The sequence below is a fragment of the Tolypothrix sp. FACHB-123 genome, from assembly GCF_014697075.1.
Classification (GTDB): Bacteria; Cyanobacteriota; Cyanobacteriia; order Cyanobacteriales; family Nostocaceae; genus Aulosira.
On the sequence record NZ_JACJRE010000103.1, the window covers coordinates 1 to 16,514 of the forward strand.

Genomic DNA, 16,514 nt, shown 5'->3' on the forward strand with positions numbered 1-16,514 from the left:
AAACTTAGGTGCTAACAAAGTTTCATCCCTTGATTTCCAGACTGCTCTCTAAACTAAACTGTTTAGTTTGCACTTGGTGACAGCTTCGCCAGCTCTTCCCCTAAGCTTGCTTCCAACTTGTTATCGAACCAACTGACACATCTAAAATTGTTTGAATTTCTTCATACTTATAGCCTTGATAAACTAGCTTCACTGCCAAAGCTTTTCTTACCTCACGAGCATCTGGGCGACTATCTATAAATTCTTGTAGTTCTGCGATCGCCATTTCTAGATGCTGGTTTATCATTGTTCGTTATTAGACAGATATCTCTGTCCGTATTATCTCGCAGTTTTTTTCAGAAATCAAATATGATTCCTATATTTAGCCTTTCGGCTTTGCTCAGGACTAATAATTATTGGGTCGAGCTAAGTTTTTAAACTTCGTAAACTGCGGATCGAATAAGAGTTTTACTGTACCTGTAGGGCCGTTACGGTGTTTAGCTACTATGACTTCAGCAATACCGCGATCGGGAGTGTCATTATTGTAATAATCATCGCGGTACAACATAATTACTAAATCCGCGTCTTGTTCAATCGAATTGTGAACAATAATATTATTGGCAACAAAGTTATGCAAACCCGGAACGGTGAGGTCAAAAACTTCTTCTTCTCCACTAAATTCAATTGAAACTATCTCATCCCAATAAACATCGTTCTTCTCTAAAAGACTTATTTTTGGTGATTTGGTAACTGTTGTTAATGTAGAATCTTTCTCTAAAATCAAATTCTGGGTTTTTAAATAATGACTAGGTAAAGTATGAGGTAAAGCTAGGCGATCGCTTATCGCTAAATTATCCAATCTACGCCAGCCATTAACAGTTAAAAATTTATGATTAGCTGTTGCACGAATTGTGCGTCCTAATCTTGTTTTTAAAGTAAATACAGGCTTCACTCCTGTAGAAAAGGCATGACTAACAATCGCCTTTTCTAGTTGCATAGTGTTTTCATTTAATGCCAAAACACTAAAACCAGATTTACCTACTAATTCCTTAATTGGTACTTGTAAACCAGTATCTGCTAATGTCACTAAACTATCACCAGATAAGCATCCCGATTCTCTTAAATCTGACAACATTGGACGCTTATTAGTACGTGCTTCTACTCCGCGACTTAACTGCGACAAAGCAATAACTGGAACCGATAATTCCCGCGCCAAACCTTTTAAAGAACGTGTAATTTTTGATAATTCTTGGACTCGGTTATCACCTGCGCCTTCCATTAATTGCAAGTAATCTATGACAATTAAACCCAAATTTATCCCTTGTTCTGCTTGCAATCTTCGCGCCTGACTGCGCATTTGGGTAACAGTAATATTTGGCGTATCATCAATAAAAAGGGGAATATCGGAAAGCTTACTAATAGCCAGACTTAAAGGTTCCCACTGTGCTTGACTTAGTCTTCCACTACGTAAATAACCGCTTTCAATTCCCGCTTCACTAGCTAATAGACGTTGTACCAGTTGTTCTTTAGACATTTCTAAACTAAAAACAGCAACTGGTAATTTTTTCATCTCAACAATATCACTACCTTTAACAGGAACTTCTGAATGAGCAATATATTGTGCGAGATTCATTGCAAAGCTAGTCTTTCCCATTGCAGGACGAGCAGCGACAATAATTAAATCAGAACGCTGAAAACCGCTAGTCATCGCATCTAAATCATAGAAACCACAGGGAATTCCTGGTAAGGAAATACCTTGATTTCGCTCTTCAATATCCTGAAAATTATTAATTAAGACATCAGAAATATGAATTAATCCTGACTGTACCTTTTCTTGAGTAACACCAAAAACTTTTTGTTCTGCTTGATCTAAAACTCTGGGTAAATCTTTATCAGTTTCATAACCTAGATGGACAATTTCATTACCAGCTTTAATTAATTGTCGCCGCATGTATTTATCCATGACTAATACGGCTAAGGCGTCAATGTTAACGGCTGAAACTGTGCGATCTACAAGGGTGGCTAATTTATTTCTCCCACCAATGCGGTTTAACATATTGTTATCAGCTAGCCAACTGGTAACTGAGAGTAAATCTGTAGGTTTACCTTGCGCGTGGAGTCGTGAGGCTGCTTGATAAATTTCTTTATGGGCGCTAATGTAAAAAGCTTCGGCAATTAAGCGATCGCTAACTCGACCAATCGCTTCTGAATCTAGCAAAATTCCCCCCAAAATCGCCTCTTCTGCTTCAATATTTTGGGGTGGAAGGCGTTCGCTACCATCGCCTTGAAAACTTAGTTCTTCAGCCATAAGCGATTTATAATTGCGATCGGGGGTTTAGCTATTAACCTTATAGTTTAAAATTTGCGGTCTCACACAGACTATATAATTCGTAATTATTCATTCGTAATTCGTAATTATTCAACGGATGAATATGGTAAATGGAAACGAATAAAAACATTTATTTATCCTAAATCCATGCATCAATTAAATTACCGACATCCTCAATTAATTAGCAATTACGAACTACGAATTACGAATTACGAATTATTTCTTTAGCTAGCCACAACTTGAATATCGAGTTGCGCGGTTACGTCGGAATGCAGCTTAATTTCAGCTTTGTAAGTACCAAGGTGGTTAATATCGGGTATTGTAATACCGCGACGATCCACTTCTTGATTTGTCGCTGCTTTAATTGCATCTGCAACATCTTGAGCAGTAACAGTACCGAAGATAGCTTCGTTTTCACCAACTTGCTTGGCAATTTGCAAGCTGCTAACTTTTTCCAGAGCGGCTTTTTGTTCTAAAGCTTGTTGTTTTAATTCTAATTGCCTTTGCAGTTCTTGTTCGCGACGGCGTTCTACTTGCTTAAGAATACCAGGAGTAGCATGAGTTCCTAATTTTTGAGGAATCAAATAATTACGAGCATAGCCTGGTGCTACATCCACTAAATCGCCTAATTTACCCAGTTTATAAACATCCTGAGTTAAAACTAACTGTACGCGCTTCGCCATTGTTTTTTCGTTTTCCTGTAGAATCTCATTAACTTGGGTTGCAGCCGGATAGCTAACAGATGTGTAGCTGTATCCCAAGTGGCTTGGCTTATATCCCAAAGCTTAAAGATCCTAGCGAATGGTAGGGTGCGATCGCAACTACTATTTGCCAAAAATATTGTGTTGGCTTAAAATGCTGCGATCGCTCGTTCTACCAAATCCAGTCCTTGAGCGACTACTGTATCGCGCCAAACCTTATCCGCAGGGACAAAAACCTCTTTTAATCGCTGACTTGTCCATTGTTTTGATGGGTGATTGGCTGGCGCAAAAAAATGCGCGCGGTTTTCTGCACGTAATGCTGCAACTACCTGAATAACTGAATAAGTACCAAATTCTGCTGTCAGATATCTATAGTTAGATTGGGGTAATTTTGCTTGACACCAATTCCCCAAACCGCCGCGAAATTTATAAGCTACCTTTCTAGTTTGATAAGGTTCCACATAATTTGCGCCGAATTTCTCTATTAACCACTGGGTAGACTCGGATTCTGGTGGATCTTCAATAAAAAGTTTATAGGTTGCTTTCTGACCCAATCCTGTATGTAAATCAACGTGAACTACATCTTTTGCTTCTCCCATCCACCGAGATAGATTTGCATCGAGAATGTGGTAAGTTTTTGCGGGAGCATGTCCGCCAAAAAATAAACCTTGGGGAAAATCGTATTGCCCGACTGGTAAGGTTTTTGTTAAAGAAGTAATACCATAACGGAGAATAATCGCGATCGCTTTCACTAAAAAAGGCTCAAGCCAAGATGGCGGTGAAGCAGGGTTAAAAAAAGCATTTAAATCGCCATACATTTGCGGACTACCCTTATATTCTTCACCGGGTAGCAAAAAATTACGATTTAAATCGATATTATCTTCATTCCAACGTCTCAACCAAGCAAAGCCGTAGGGATTCAAAGCATGTAATAGCAATAACGCCAAATCAGCAGATGGTTTCCAGGTTTTCAGGCGTTCCTCCAACAAAGCACATTGCACCGCCGAACCAAAAAACCCCTCTACCCCATGCAACCCACTGGAAACAACTACCAGCTTTTGCGCTTGAGGGTTTCCTAGGATAGCCATATCAATAGTTAATTCTTCCCCATCCGGCCCAGTTTTCTCTATAGAGTAGGCTTCTAAACCACACCCCAAAGCCAACCCCGCAGCACGAAACCGATTCCTTGCTGTCTTGTAGTCAGGAGAAAAGGCGTTGCTATAGTACATATCAGGGACTGGAAAAGGACAAGGAAGACAACTGACAACTAACTAAAATTTATCCTTCATTCCTCTAATCCGCGCAAAAGTCTGCACCGGCTCATTACTTTTCGTTGCTAATTGTAGTGATGGCTCCTCCCAGCGCAAAAAAGGATTGGTAAGTTTCTCCACTCCCAACAGTGAAGGAACAGTAGCTTCTCCCCGATTGCGGTAAGCTGTCACTTCCTCAAAGCGCTTTTGTAAATCGGTGTTGTCACCATCTACAGTCAGAGCAAATTTTAAATTACTCAATGTGTATTCATGAGCACACCACACATGAGTATTATCAGGTAGAGAGCGGAGCTTAGTTAAAGAGTTCACCATTTGTGCAGGTGTCCCTTCAAATAAACGACCGCAACCCCCTGCAAACAAGGTATCGCCGCAAAATAATTCCCCTGTTTCCCCAGCTATTTCTGGGGGAAAATAGTAAGCAATGTGAGCGCGGGTATGTCCAGGAACGAAGAAGACTTCAGCCACTCTCTGCGCAAACTGGACTTGAGAACCTTCTTCTAAAAAGATTTGTTGTCCGGGAATTCTCCCACGATCCTCGATTCCGCCATACACTGTCAACCCAGGGAATTTTTCCATTAGCTGCTGATTACCGCCTACATGGTCTTGATGATGGTGGGTGTTAAAAATTGCTACCAAATCAGCTTTTAGTTCAGCCAACTTCGTGAATACAGGTTCGGCTTCTGCTGGATCGACAACAGCAGCGATATTTTGAGTAGGATTGTACAACAAGAATATGTAGTTATCGGAAAGTGCTTCCAGACGAAAAACCTGCATAACTTCCAATTCCTCGGACTAATGACTAATAACTAATGACAGCTTTTAGGAATTTAGATGTGCATTAGCTCTAGGGAGTGTTTATACTTTGTTCATTGTAGCGGGAAAACCTATTAACTATCTCAACGCACAACCGTATTTACCCGTAATTGATAGTATATAACAATTATAAATGTTGTTATTAATCAGTACAATTTCTCTGGGAAGTAGTTAAAATGCGAAGTTAGAGTTAACTTATTCTTTTTGGGTTTATCCAACAAAGAATGTCGATCATCAGGAATCTGCAATATTTGCTCTATTTAGTAAAAATTTAATAAATATTAAATTTTTGGCTAGCTCCTTTTTACATATTTAAAGGCGAGCAAATATTGTCATGGTTTATTGCATCTGTAGGAGATTTATGAATTATCAGACATTGATGTACAAAACCGTCAGTAGTCAACCAGAAAGAGGAGTGCAGCAAATTGTCGATCGCATTCTTTCATCAGGGAGAATGAGCCGCCAGGATCATAGTTTACTTACCTCTACTGTTCTGGCTAATGGCAATATTAACGATGGAGACCGTCGCCTAATTAATCGTGTATTTGACCATGTGCAAACAGGTCAACTAAAGTTAATGGATTGGTAGTAGGTGATATTGCAATCAGGGTTACATATTAAGCCCAAACATATCTAACCAATAGATAATGCTTGTTCTTTAGATAACAAGCATTATCAATCAGTTAATAATATATTTATTATGTAAATCTTATACATGTTAGTAATATCTGCCAAGTCTGGACAATTGGGGAACAGATTGTTAACATTCGCTAATTTTATAGCTTTTTCTATTGAAAACAACTTGACGGTAATAAATCCAGCATTTGAAGAATATGCTGATTTTTTTGAGTCAACTAGTAAAGATTTTTTATGTCGATATCCGCCTCTTCGTTGCCCGATTTATGGTAATAAATTTTTACGCAAATGTTACTATAATTTCAATCGCCAATTAGCTGAAAGCGGTAAATTTAATACGCTATCAATTCAGCGCCAGCAAACATTTAATTGGCAAAATATGCAGATAATAAATGATTTAAATCTAAAGTCAATTAACTTCTTTCAAGGTTGGCTATTTCGAGATGGCTGGTTCGTAAATGATCTGCCACTTTTAGGTAAGCATAGAGCAAAAATTTGTGCTTACTTTCAGCCTTTATATCAATACAAAGTAAATGTTAGCAAGCTCATGTCTCAGGTACGGAGTCAGGCTGAAATAGTAATTGGAGTCCACATTCGTCATGGAGATTATCAACAACATCATAATGGTCAATATTTTTACTCTGTTGAAGAGTATGTCAAAGTCATGAAATTAGCACAAAATCTATTTCCTCATCAAAAAACAATCTTTTTAATTTGCTCAAATGAGCAACATGAAAAAAGTTATTTCCAAGAATTATCTTATGTATATGGTAATAATCACATAATTGAAGATATGTATGCTTTAGCTGAATGTGACTATATTATCGGCCCCCCTAGTAGCTATACAATGTGGGCTTCATATTATGGAGACACACCTATATATATGGTTAGAGATATAAATAAAAATTTTAAAATTCACGATTTTGTTCATTTTTATCAATGGAAAGGAGTCTACTATACCCATAAAGATTGGAGTAAAAATTTTTGGGAATGGACACATTAAGCCAAAGATACAAAATTATTCACGTATTACTTAATAAGTAAATTTATGGCAGTCACAAATAGAGGATTTATCACCATTCTAACAGGAATTTATTCATTTCAAGATTGTATTCATTTTTTAGCAGCAGTGAGGAAGTTTCACCAAGAACCAATAATTATTTTAATTGATAAAGTTCCTTTTATTCTTTATCCTCTGCTCAAAAGTTTCAAGAACGTAATTTTAAAGCCTGCACCTGCCAATAAAAATCCTGTTTTAGCTTCACGAGAGGCAAAATTAGCTCTATATGCCAATTCTGAATTTGCTCAAACTATTTATCTAGATTCTGATATTTGTTTATTATCAAACATTAATGATGTATTCGATGATTTAGAAAAGTATGATTTATTATTAACAGAAGACGTGCAACCAAAAATTATTAAAGCCACGAATTTATTACGGGGAAAACAAGCAGAAACTTTATCAGTAGTTTTGCCAACTTTACAAGCTGTGGGTTTACCACTTGAAGAAGATAGTATACAGTATAACGGTGGTTTTATCGCTTTTCGTAAAAGTGAAACAAGTCAAAAATTGTTTGCAGAATTTAGACAATTTTTTGAAATTGTTAAAAATAATCAAGAAAAATTACTGTTAAAAGACCAAGGTGCTTTTGCAGCTGCGATCGCATCTGTCAAACCAAAGCTGAAAGTACTACCACCAAACTACAATTATCTTAGTAAATGGCAAGATGCTTACAAAATTGATGGGGAAATTAAAGTGCTGCATTGTACTTATCCTTATCGACCTCAATATGCTAAAGATGTAACTCGTTCTTTATATACAAAAATAGTTGATAAAATTGCTCAAATTTTCTTGCCTAATCAAATTACTAATCCTTGGCGCACTAAATAAAATATGATAACTACTAACAAAAAAATTAAGGTATCATTACTTGTTTGGAACTTATCTACTAACGATGGTTTTATTCGTGCCTATTTATTACAAAAAGCTTTGATTAAGTTAGGCTATGAAGTAGAAATTATCGGTTTTTTGTTTGGTAAAAGCTTATATAAAGCAATCCCTAATGAGGTTCATGTATATACTGTAGAAGGGTGTAATTTTCCGGGAATCATTAAATCCATTTGGAAAATTTTAAAACTTATTAATGGAGATATTATTTATGCAATTAAACCTCAAACAGCCAGTTTTGGAGTGGCTTTATTAAAAAAGCTATATAGCAAAAAACCAGTAATTTTGGATATAGATGACTGGGAACTTAGTTGGCATGGTGGCGATGCTTGGCATTATCGCCCTACTTTCAGACAGTTAGCTAGGGAATTATTAAAACCAGATGGTGCGCTCAGAAGTCCTCAACATCCTTTATATGTTAAATGGATGGAGGATTGCATCATTTATGCTGATGCAGTAACAGTACATACAAATTTTTTACAAAAACGTTTTGGCGGTGAATTTCTTCCCAACGGAAAAGATACAAGTTTATTTGATCCTACTAAATATAATCCTGAAGCTAGTAAAATTCGCTATGGTTTATCAGGATATAAAATATTAATGTTTCCTGGCGCACCTAGACCTTATAAAGGTGTAGAGGATGTGCTTTTAGCCCTAGATAAAATTAATCAGCCAGACTTAAAATTAGTAATTGTCGGTGGTAGTCCTTATGATGATTATGATGAACAACTCCAACAAAAGTGGGGACGTTGGATAATTAAATTACCAAATTATCCAGCTGAAATCATGCCTGATATAGTAGCGGCTGCTGATATTGTTGTTGTTCCCCAAAGAGATACACCAGAAACCCGTGCTCAATTTCCTTTAAAACTGACAGATGGAATGTCAATGGCTAAGCCTGTATTATCGACGCGGGTTGGAGATATTCCCGAAATTTTAGGTGAAACCGGTTATTTAGTTGAACCAGCTAAGCCCGAACAACTTGCTGAACAAATTAAATTAATATTTAACGATTTAGAGTTAGCAAATCAACGAGGTAAAAAAGCTAGAGAAAGATGTGTAGAAAAATATAGCATAGAAGCTATGGCTGCTAGTCTGCAATCAGTAATTTCTCGGTTGTGAATACTTCAATGAATAGATATGAATGTTTATTTTTGAAACACAATTTAATTTATTTTTGTTTAAGAAAAAACTGTGATTTTACGTAACTTTTAAAGAAAGAATTTGCATGATTTAATTTGGCAATAATTTAAAGATTGTGTTAATAATGAGTAAATTATTCTCTGCATAACTGATGTCTACTAAAAACCTACTGCTGAGATTTGCTAAGCCATATCCAGGCTTGAGCATTCTAACAATAATTTTAGGGTTTTCAGGAGCATTATTTAATGGTGTTAGTACAACTTTAATTGTGCCAGTTATTTTAAAAATTGTCGGGCAAGAAGTCAATTTAAGCAACGGCCCACCAATTTTGACAATTATTATGTCTCCATTCGATAGCATCCCTGAAGCTTATCGAGTCGGAGTCATGGCAGGGGCAATTATATTTAGCATTTTTTTGAAAAATTTAGCTAATTATACTAGTAGTTTAGCATCGAGTTCTTTAACGCGAATGCTGACATCAGATATGCGAGAAGCTGGATTAAAGTTATTATTAGAAGTTGATATAGATTATTTTGCCAAAACTAAAGTTGGCGATGTCATTCATAAACTTGGTGGAGAAATTGGCAGGGCAGCAACTGCTGTCGGTAGTACAATCAGACTAATTATACTTATAATTACAATTATTGTTTTTGTTGGATTATTGTTGTCAATTTCCTGGCAGATGACGATTGCAGCTACAGTTTTATTATCTTTAGTCACCTTAATTAATCAGTTTGCGATCGCTCGTTCTAAAAACTTTGGTAAGCAGCTCAGTGAGATGTCGAAAGCATATTCCATCACTGTACTAGAAACCTTGAATGGCATACGCTTAGTGAAGTCAACGGGTAATGAAAATAGAGAATTTCATAAAATTAAGCATTTAATTCGGGAGCGTGAAAAAGCTGACTTTCAATCTCAAGTAAACTCAGAAGCGATCGCACCTTTGAGTGAGGTTATGGGAGTTACAGCTTTAATGCTGATTGTCTTATTAAGTAAAACTTTTTTTGCTAATCAAATTCTCTCCCTTTCCACCGTCATCCTGACATATTTATTGGTGTTGTTGCGCGTATTACCATTAATTTCCCAATTAAATTCTTTGCGTAGCGCCTTTGCTAGTACAGCCGCCAGCGTAGAGGTAATTAATGAATTTTTAAGCCTAGATAATAAGCCATTCATGGGCAATGGTAAGCTGATTTACACCAAATTAGAACAAGGAGTAAGTTTTGATGGACTATCTTTTAGCTATCCGGGACAGGAAAAATTAGTCCTTCAAGATGTCAGCTTATATTTACCAAAGGGTCAAACCCTGGCATTGGTAGGCGGTTCCGGTGCGGGAAAATCAACTTTAGCAGACCTGTTACCCAGATTTTATGACCCCACGGCTGGTAGCATCACCCTCGATGGCAAAGATCTGCGGGAATTCGATATTTTATCGTTAAGACAACGGATGGGTATTGTCAACCAAGATACCTTTCTGTTCAATGAATCAGTGCGTTATAACATCGCCTACGGTAACCCAGAAGCCAGCGAAGCAGAGATTATCACCGCCGCCAAGCAAGCCAACGCCTATGAATTTATTACTAAATTACCTCAAGGATTTGATACCTTAATTGGCGATCGCGGCGTCATGTTATCTGGGGGACAAAGACAAAGATTAGCGATCGCGCGCGCACTAGTACAAAATCCCGAAATTTTAATCCTTGACGAAGCCACCAGCGCCTTAGATACGGTTTCCGAACGTCTAGTACAAACCGCACTGGACGATTTAAGCCGCGATCGCACAACCTTAGTAATTGCGCATCGTCTGTCCACAGTTCAAAAAGCCGATCAAATAGCAGTCTTAGATCGCGGACGTGTAGTAGAAGTAGGTACCCATGACGAACTTTTAGACAAAGGTGGCTATTACTCACGCCTGTATTCAATGCAATTTGCTGAATCTCCAGAAAAGAACTCAGCACGTTTAAAAATCTTGAATGCAATGCGTAAGTATTCAACGCAGATTATCCAACCCCCGGAAGTTGCAGTTTCCCAAAATCAAAGCTTGATCCGCATTTCTCACGAAATTCGCACGCAGCTAAATTCCATAATTGGGTTCCTACATCTATTAATTGATGAGCTTGTAGACGATATTCAAGAACGGCAAGAAATAATTGAAGAAGCTTACAAATCAGCTTGGAGAATTTTGAATATTATTGACATTTTTGATGACATTTTGAACATGCAAACTAATAGGAATTTAGTGGCAATTGTTGAAGGCAATTCAAACAGCATAATTCTCCAACAGCCAAGTCTGATTCAGATATCGGATGATTTTCGTCATACTCTTAATTTTATACGTAGCTCTCTCCGCTTATTAGGCGATAACACGTTAGACAATCCTGAAACTCAAAATCAATTGATAGCAGAATCCTATGAATCTGCCATATCTTTATTAGAGAAATTACAAAAAATCGAAGATATTATCAGCAATTAAAATCATGAATCAGACCGTTACAAAAAAACATTATATTTTTTTTATTGGAGAAACTTTACCTAAGCCAGAAGCTCATTTAGTCCAGTCTACAAATGCTGCTAATGGTGCAGCTAACCTAGGTTACTCAACTGTTTTAGTTTATCCAGAAACCAAACCCAAACCGCAGAATTTAATTAATCTTCTTCGTCCCTTTCAACCAAAAAACACACCAATAGAACTGATTAAATATTACAACTTGCACGATCGGTTAAAAGTTTCTCCCTTACCCATGCTTTGGCCTATCGATCGCATTCAGCATAAATTCGCAGATTCTAACACCATTGCCTGTAAATATTATTTACCCTTTCACATTCTCCCCACTACTAAACTTGTCCATAGTCGTAACTGGAATTTTGTCAAAGCTGCGATTAAAAATGGTGTACCAGCAATTTACGAACACCATCATCATGAAGATAAGCAATTTGAGCCAGAAATTATTAATCATCCATTATTTCAAATTGCAGTCACAGTTGTAGATACAATTCGTGAATCCATGATTAAAAATGGTATGCCGCCTGACAAAGTGATTAAACTCCACAATGGTTTTAATCACTTATTTATGCAGAGACAACCAGAAAAAGCAGCAGAATGGCGGCGTAAATTACTGCAAAATCAACGCTCACATTTAGTAGTATATGCGGGAGCGCTACAGCAATTTAAAGGTATTGATATCCTAATTGATGTGGCTAGCCAAATGCCAAGTGTACAATTTGTCTGTGCAGGTGGAAAGCCAACAGAAGTCCAACATTATGAGCAATTAGCCAGTCAAAAGCAAGTTCCTAACATTACATTTTTAGGATATATTTTGCATCATGAATTAGCATCTTTACTGCAAGCTGCTGATATTTTAGCTCACCCCCATTGTTTAGGAGCCGCTGCAACTTTTACATCTCCATTAAAGCTATTTGATTACTTCGCTTCTGGAACTCCAATTGTTGCCACAAAAATTCCCTCATTAATCGAATTTAAAAATACTAAAGCTATAGCTGCTTGGTGCGAACCAGATAACCCCATAAAATTTGCTGAATCTTTACAGCGAGTTTTAGCAACCCATCCCCGAAAAGTAGAAGGTTATGCCGATAGTGTGGAATTTGTACAGCAGTTTTCTTGGGAAAATCGCGCTGCCAAAATCTTAAGTTACGTCGATAAATCCCTACTTCCTCCACTTATTATTTAACTAAATTTTAATTATATGAATATTCAAACTATTGGAATGATTAGCAGCTATCGAGGTTTAGAAACTAGAGCTGATTGGCTATGGCAACAAACACCACAACCATTTGGTAGGTGGGGTCATATGCAAATGCAAGCACTAGCATCCAAACCAGATTTTCTATTAATGTATCAGTTTGATTTTGCTCCACTATTTTCCAAAAAATCTTGGTTAGATAAATTTCGCAACCCAGAAAATAAATCAGTAATTGATGTCAGCTCATTGCTGCGTGGCGTTAATAAAGAGCGCATCATATATTTATTAAGGGAACCACCTTTAACAGAAATTATTGATATTACTAAATATAATTATCAACAAGCACAAAATTATTGTGGTTACGTTTCCGGCCCCGATGATTTTGCCCCAATTCCCGATTATATGCCAGCAATTTGGTATCATTCTAATTCCTTCCAGGATTTAAATGAGATGCCATGTCCGGCAAAAATTTCTACCTGTAGTTGGATTACTTCTGGTATTAGCCGTACAGTAAATCATCGCCAGCGCTTAGAGTTTTTACAAACTTTACAATCAAGGGAAATTAAGTTTGATTTATACGGACGAAATTTACCTCAATGGGCAAATATTTCGGGAGAATTGAGTAATAAATGGTATGGCATGGCACCATATTATTACAATTTAGCAATTGAAAATTATGCTGAGAATAATTGGTATGTCAGCGAGAAACTTTGGGATAGTTTACTTGCTTGGTGTTTACCAATTTATTATGGCGGCTCTGCTGCCGATAAATTATTACCACCGGGTAGTTTTTTAAGATTACCTAGTTTAGATGAAAAAGGTATTGCCTACATTCAAGAAGTCACATCTACCCCCGATGCTTGGTATGCAGCTAAAGATGCGATCGCGGAAGCACGCCAAATCATTTTACACAAACTGAATCTATTGAATTGGCTATCAAATTTTGTTATTCAATACTCATAAACTATGAATGGTATTTGCACTCTTGCTAATGATTATGTTTTCGATCAATTAATAGCTTTACTTAACAGTATTGATGCCATATTAGGTGCAGATGTTCCTGTTTGCATCTATCCTTTTGATGACCAGACACAACGGATTACAGAGGAAATCAGCAAGCGACCGAATGTGTTTATTTACGACGATCGAGAATCCATCAATTCTTGGGATCGATTTATGCTATCAGCAGCACCAGAACGCTTGAATCGCAGTAAATTTCGCCTCTATGGTGCTCACCGTCGTTTTTGTGCTTTTGATGGCCCCTTTGATAAATTTATCTATTTAGATGCAGATACTTTAGTGATGAACTCACTAGCAGAAGTATTTGCCAAACTAGATAGTTATGACTTTGTTGTTTATGATTTCCAATTTAAAGACGTTAGTAAAGTATATAACGTTAATTCTCTCAAACTGCGAGAAATATTTCCGCAACAACGTATAGATACAGAAATATTTTGTTCCGGTTTTTACGCTTCTAAACGAGGTATTTTTAATAGTGAACAAAGAAAATTTTTACTAGAATATCTGCAAAATGGTGAAGGAGAAATCTTGTATGCAGGTGCAGGAGAACAACCTTTACTTAATTATATGGTAATGCGGTCTAACTTGAGTTTTTATAACTTCGCTCAACAATTACCAGCAAATGCAGCCACAGGATGTTCTGTAAGCTCAAAGCACTTTGAGGAAAGAGAACATATTCTTTATGATAAAGGCAATCAATTAACGTATTTGCATTATATTGGCGTTCCTCCACACATTCATCAAGCAGTATGTGCGGGAGAAAATATTGATTTTCCCTATAGAGAATTATTTCTTTATTATCGCTACCTACACGAACCAGAAAAGCGTCCAATATTTGCTAATCCGCCTCAGCCTTATAATGCTCCAGCACCTAATTTATTTACCAGAGCATTAAGAAAATTAAAGTTAATTCCCCAAGGATAATTTATGAATCGAGGTATTTATATAGTTGCTAATGACAAGGTGATAGATAATGCGATCGCCTTACTTAATAGTATTCGCTTCTATGACCAAGAGGTGCTAATTTATCTCATACCTTTTAATGAGAATTATCATAATATTGCCGATAAACTCAGCACCTTGCATAATGTGCAACTTTTCCCCAACCTAGAACTAATTGAACAATTTACTCAGCGGATAGGTGATATCTTTGATAAAGATTTTCTCGCTTTACCTAATAAAATGCGCAAACTAGTTACATGGTTTGGGCCTTTGGACGAGTTTATTTATATTGACACTGATATTGTTGTTTTTGAAAAAATTGCTGACAATTTAGACAAACTATCTGAAGTTGATTTCTTCTGCTGCGATTATCATCATGCGAATGACAAGTTACGTAATATCTTTTCTCCATTAGTAAAAGAGCAACAAATATTTTCCGATAGTCAATTAGAAGATGTTTTTAATAGTGGGTTTTGGGCTTCCAAAAAAGGTATTATTACTGAGCAACAGATGGATAACGCTTTGCGTGAATGTGCATCCCATCGCGAATACTTTGATTTTTCTGAAGGCGTGACCGACCAACCAATTTTAAATTATTTGGTTCTCAAACTAATAGCTAAACGCGGTAATCTTGTCAAAATTCCTGGGGGAGGTTCTGGAAGTTGGGCTGGTTCCCAAAATTTTCAACAACAAGATTATGCGCTTTATGACAGAGGACAACGACTGAAATATCTTCATTGGGCGGGAATCAAAATAAAAGCGAATAGCCCTTATTGGGAATTATGGGAATACTATCGTTATCTGCATGAAGGGAAATTTGCATTTATTCCCAAACTAACTCGTCGTTTATTTCCTTTTGTCACTGCCCGTATTTAATAACCGGAGTATTGCCATGATTGATGGTATTTACACTTTAGCTAATGATATAGTTTATGACCAACTAGTAGCTTTACTCAACAGTATAGACGCTAATGCTGGTAGAAAAATTCCTGTTTGTGTGATTCCCTATAATCAACAATTAGATAAGGTAAAAGCAGAAATTGCAACTAGAGAAAATGTTACTTTATTTGCAGATTATACTTCCATATCCCGTTGGGAAAACTTTGGTTCTCGGATTTGGCAAGCTCACCCAAGAGCATTAAAGCTCTGGAAAGAATATGGTTTATCAGAAAATTATCGTCTCGAAAGACACCGCAAACTTTGTTGTCTAGATGGCCCATTCGACAAGTTTATTTTCTTTGATGGAGATACATTGTTAATGAAGCCATTAGATGATGTCTACCAAAAATTAGATGATTATGATTGGATAGCTAATGACTATCAATATAAATCAGATTTGAATTATATATTTAACTGGTCTGAAGAGAAAATAGAAAATACTTTTAAGTTAAAAAATATCAGCAAGCATATTTTTTGTTCTGGTTGGTTTGCTTCTAAAAAGGGAGTTTTTAATGAAGAAACCTTAGCTAAGCTACTAGAAAATTTAGAGGCTGGTGAAGCTGATGTATTAGCTTGGGCTGACTCGGATCAAACAGTGATGAACTATCTAGTTTTACGTAGCGGTATTTCTTATTATAATTACGCGTATCACAGTCAAGGGACTGGTTGTCACTGGAGTTCTAAATTTGATGTTGTTGATAATATACTTTATGACCAAGGAAACCCAATCACTTATCTTCACTATATGAGTGTAGCTTCTTCAGATTTTACGCGGCTGTGTAAAGGTGAAGATGTTGATATTCCTTATCGAGATGTGTTTTTGCATTATCGATATTTAAAATCTCCAGAAACTAGACCAAAAAGCTTTTGGCGTCCCAGTCGGTTTACCCAATTGCAAAATCAGACTAAGAATTTTGTACAACAAAAAGTTAGTAATTTTAAGCTGAATTATCGTAATTTTAAAGATAAAATTACCAGAAATTCTGTATAACCCGTATTCCGCACTTCATTATGAAGCATAAAGAACTACATAGCTGTACTGAAGCAAAAGGTAAATAATAATACAATTAAAAACCAGGAACCAGACATTTA

At 36.6% G+C, this 16,514-nt stretch carries 14 protein-coding genes and 1 pseudogene; 10 read left to right on the forward strand and 5 right to left on the reverse strand.

The genetic code is table 11. The features are described from left to right. Window positions 1-103 precede the first annotated feature (103 nt). From H6G41_RS32790 to gloB, 5 genes and pseudogenes are all read right to left on the reverse strand, one after another. Window positions 104-262 (reverse strand): annotated as a pseudogene (locus H6G41_RS32790) (helix-turn-helix domain-containing protein); the annotation flags it as partial. Between the two features lie 123 nt (window positions 263-385). After that, window positions 386-2,287: a replicative DNA helicase gene (gene dnaB, locus H6G41_RS32795; RefSeq protein WP_190752419.1), complete on the reverse strand. Its 1,902-nt coding sequence runs from the start codon at window positions 2,285-2,287 to the stop codon at window positions 386-388. 245 nt (window positions 2,288-2,532) lie between these two features. After that, complete coding sequence (gene rplI, locus H6G41_RS32800) at window positions 2,533-2,991, reverse strand: 50S ribosomal protein L9 (protein WP_190752445.1); 459 nt, start codon at window positions 2,989-2,991, stop codon at window positions 2,533-2,535. A gap of 167 nt (window positions 2,992-3,158) precedes the next feature. Continuing rightward, window positions 3,159-4,238 (reverse strand): DUF2817 domain-containing protein, encoded by a 1,080-nt coding sequence (locus H6G41_RS32805; RefSeq protein ID WP_190752422.1) that lies wholly within the window; start codon window positions 4,236-4,238, stop codon window positions 3,159-3,161. Window positions 4,239-4,280: 42 nt separating this feature from the next. Next, window positions 4,281-5,054, reverse strand: a complete 774-nt coding sequence (gloB, locus tag H6G41_RS32810; protein ID WP_190752424.1) for a hydroxyacylglutathione hydrolase — start codon at window positions 5,052-5,054, stop codon at window positions 4,281-4,283. Between the two features lie 400 nt (window positions 5,055-5,454). Between gloB and H6G41_RS32815 the strand changes: the two genes are divergently transcribed. The 10 genes from H6G41_RS32815 (at window position 5,455) to H6G41_RS32860 (ending at window position 16,413) form a co-directional block, all read left to right on the forward strand. Continuing rightward, the gene (locus H6G41_RS32815) at window positions 5,455-5,682 is read left to right on the forward strand and encodes a hypothetical protein (protein WP_190752426.1); all 228 of its coding nucleotides are present in this window, start codon (window positions 5,455-5,457) and stop codon (window positions 5,680-5,682) included. 126 nt (window positions 5,683-5,808) lie between these two features. Beyond that, window positions 5,809-6,732, forward strand: coding sequence for an alpha-1,2-fucosyltransferase (locus tag H6G41_RS32820; protein ID WP_190752428.1), 924 nt, complete (start codon window positions 5,809-5,811; stop codon window positions 6,730-6,732). A 45-nt stretch (window positions 6,733-6,777) separates the two neighbouring features. Next, window positions 6,778-7,620 (forward strand): putative nucleotide-diphospho-sugar transferase, encoded by an 843-nt coding sequence (locus tag H6G41_RS32825; RefSeq protein WP_190752430.1) that lies wholly within the window; start codon window positions 6,778-6,780, stop codon window positions 7,618-7,620. 3 nt (window positions 7,621-7,623) lie between these two features. After that, window positions 7,624-8,799 carry a glycosyltransferase family 4 protein gene (locus tag H6G41_RS32830; RefSeq protein WP_190752432.1) on the forward strand — a complete coding sequence of 392 codons (1,176 nt, stop codon included), beginning with the start codon at window positions 7,624-7,626 and terminating at the stop codon, window positions 8,797-8,799. 172 nt (window positions 8,800-8,971) lie between these two features. Beyond that, a complete protein-coding gene (locus H6G41_RS32835; RefSeq protein ID WP_190752434.1) occupies window positions 8,972-11,293 on the forward strand; it encodes an ATP-binding cassette domain-containing protein in 2,322 nt (773 codons plus the stop codon). Between the two features lie 4 nt (window positions 11,294-11,297). Beyond that, complete coding sequence (locus H6G41_RS32840) at window positions 11,298-12,509, forward strand: glycosyltransferase family 4 protein (RefSeq protein WP_190752436.1); 1,212 nt, start codon at window positions 11,298-11,300, stop codon at window positions 12,507-12,509. Window positions 12,510-12,524: 15 nt separating this feature from the next. Further along, complete coding sequence (locus tag H6G41_RS32845) at window positions 12,525-13,484, forward strand: glycosyltransferase family 10 domain-containing protein (RefSeq protein ID WP_190752438.1); 960 nt, start codon at window positions 12,525-12,527, stop codon at window positions 13,482-13,484. A 3-nt stretch (window positions 13,485-13,487) separates the two neighbouring features. Then, on the forward strand, window positions 13,488-14,465 hold the full coding sequence (locus H6G41_RS32850; protein WP_190752440.1) for an Npun_R2821/Npun_R2822 family protein: 978 nt from the start codon (window positions 13,488-13,490) through the stop codon (window positions 14,463-14,465). Window positions 14,466-14,468: 3 nt separating this feature from the next. Continuing rightward, window positions 14,469-15,359, forward strand: a complete 891-nt coding sequence (locus tag H6G41_RS32855) for an Npun_R2821/Npun_R2822 family protein (RefSeq protein WP_190752442.1) — start codon at window positions 14,469-14,471, stop codon at window positions 15,357-15,359. 16 nt (window positions 15,360-15,375) lie between these two features. Continuing rightward, the gene (locus H6G41_RS32860; protein WP_190752444.1) at window positions 15,376-16,413 is read left to right on the forward strand and encodes an Npun_R2821/Npun_R2822 family protein; all 1,038 of its coding nucleotides are present in this window, start codon (window positions 15,376-15,378) and stop codon (window positions 16,411-16,413) included. The last annotated feature ends 101 nt before the right edge of the window (window positions 16,414-16,514 follow it).

Bases quoted from the DNA above. Each gene is read 5' to 3' on its own strand.
- gloB (WP_190752424.1), bottom strand. From the start codon at position 5,054: ATGCAGGTTTTTCGTCTGGAAGCACTTTCCGATAACTACATATTCTTG.
- H6G41_RS32825 (WP_190752430.1), top strand. From the start codon at position 6,778: ATGGCAGTCACAAATAGAGGATTTATCACCATTCTAACAGGAATTTAT.
- H6G41_RS32840 (WP_190752436.1), top strand. From the start codon at position 11,298: ATGAATCAGACCGTTACAAAAAAACATTATATTTTTTTTATTGGAGAA.
- H6G41_RS32815 (WP_190752426.1), top strand. From the start codon at position 5,455: ATGAATTATCAGACATTGATGTACAAAACCGTCAGTAGTCAACCAGAA.
- H6G41_RS32860 (WP_190752444.1), top strand. From the start codon at position 15,376: ATGATTGATGGTATTTACACTTTAGCTAATGATATAGTTTATGACCAA.
- dnaB (WP_190752419.1), bottom strand. From the start codon at position 2,287: ATGGCTGAAGAACTAAGTTTTCAAGGCGATGGTAGCGAACGCCTTCCA.
- H6G41_RS32850 (WP_190752440.1), top strand. From the start codon at position 13,488: ATGAATGGTATTTGCACTCTTGCTAATGATTATGTTTTCGATCAATTA.
- H6G41_RS32820 (WP_190752428.1), top strand. From the start codon at position 5,809: ATGTTAGTAATATCTGCCAAGTCTGGACAATTGGGGAACAGATTGTTA.
- H6G41_RS32835 (WP_190752434.1), top strand. From the start codon at position 8,972: ATGTCTACTAAAAACCTACTGCTGAGATTTGCTAAGCCATATCCAGGC.
- rplI (WP_190752445.1), bottom strand. From the start codon at position 2,991: ATGGCGAAGCGCGTACAGTTAGTTTTAACTCAGGATGTTTATAAACTG.
- H6G41_RS32855 (WP_190752442.1), top strand. From the start codon at position 14,469: ATGAATCGAGGTATTTATATAGTTGCTAATGACAAGGTGATAGATAAT.
- H6G41_RS32805 (WP_190752422.1), bottom strand. From the start codon at position 4,238: ATGTACTATAGCAACGCCTTTTCTCCTGACTACAAGACAGCAAGGAAT.
- H6G41_RS32830 (WP_190752432.1), top strand. From the start codon at position 7,624: ATGATAACTACTAACAAAAAAATTAAGGTATCATTACTTGTTTGGAAC.
- H6G41_RS32845 (WP_190752438.1), top strand. From the start codon at position 12,525: ATGAATATTCAAACTATTGGAATGATTAGCAGCTATCGAGGTTTAGAA.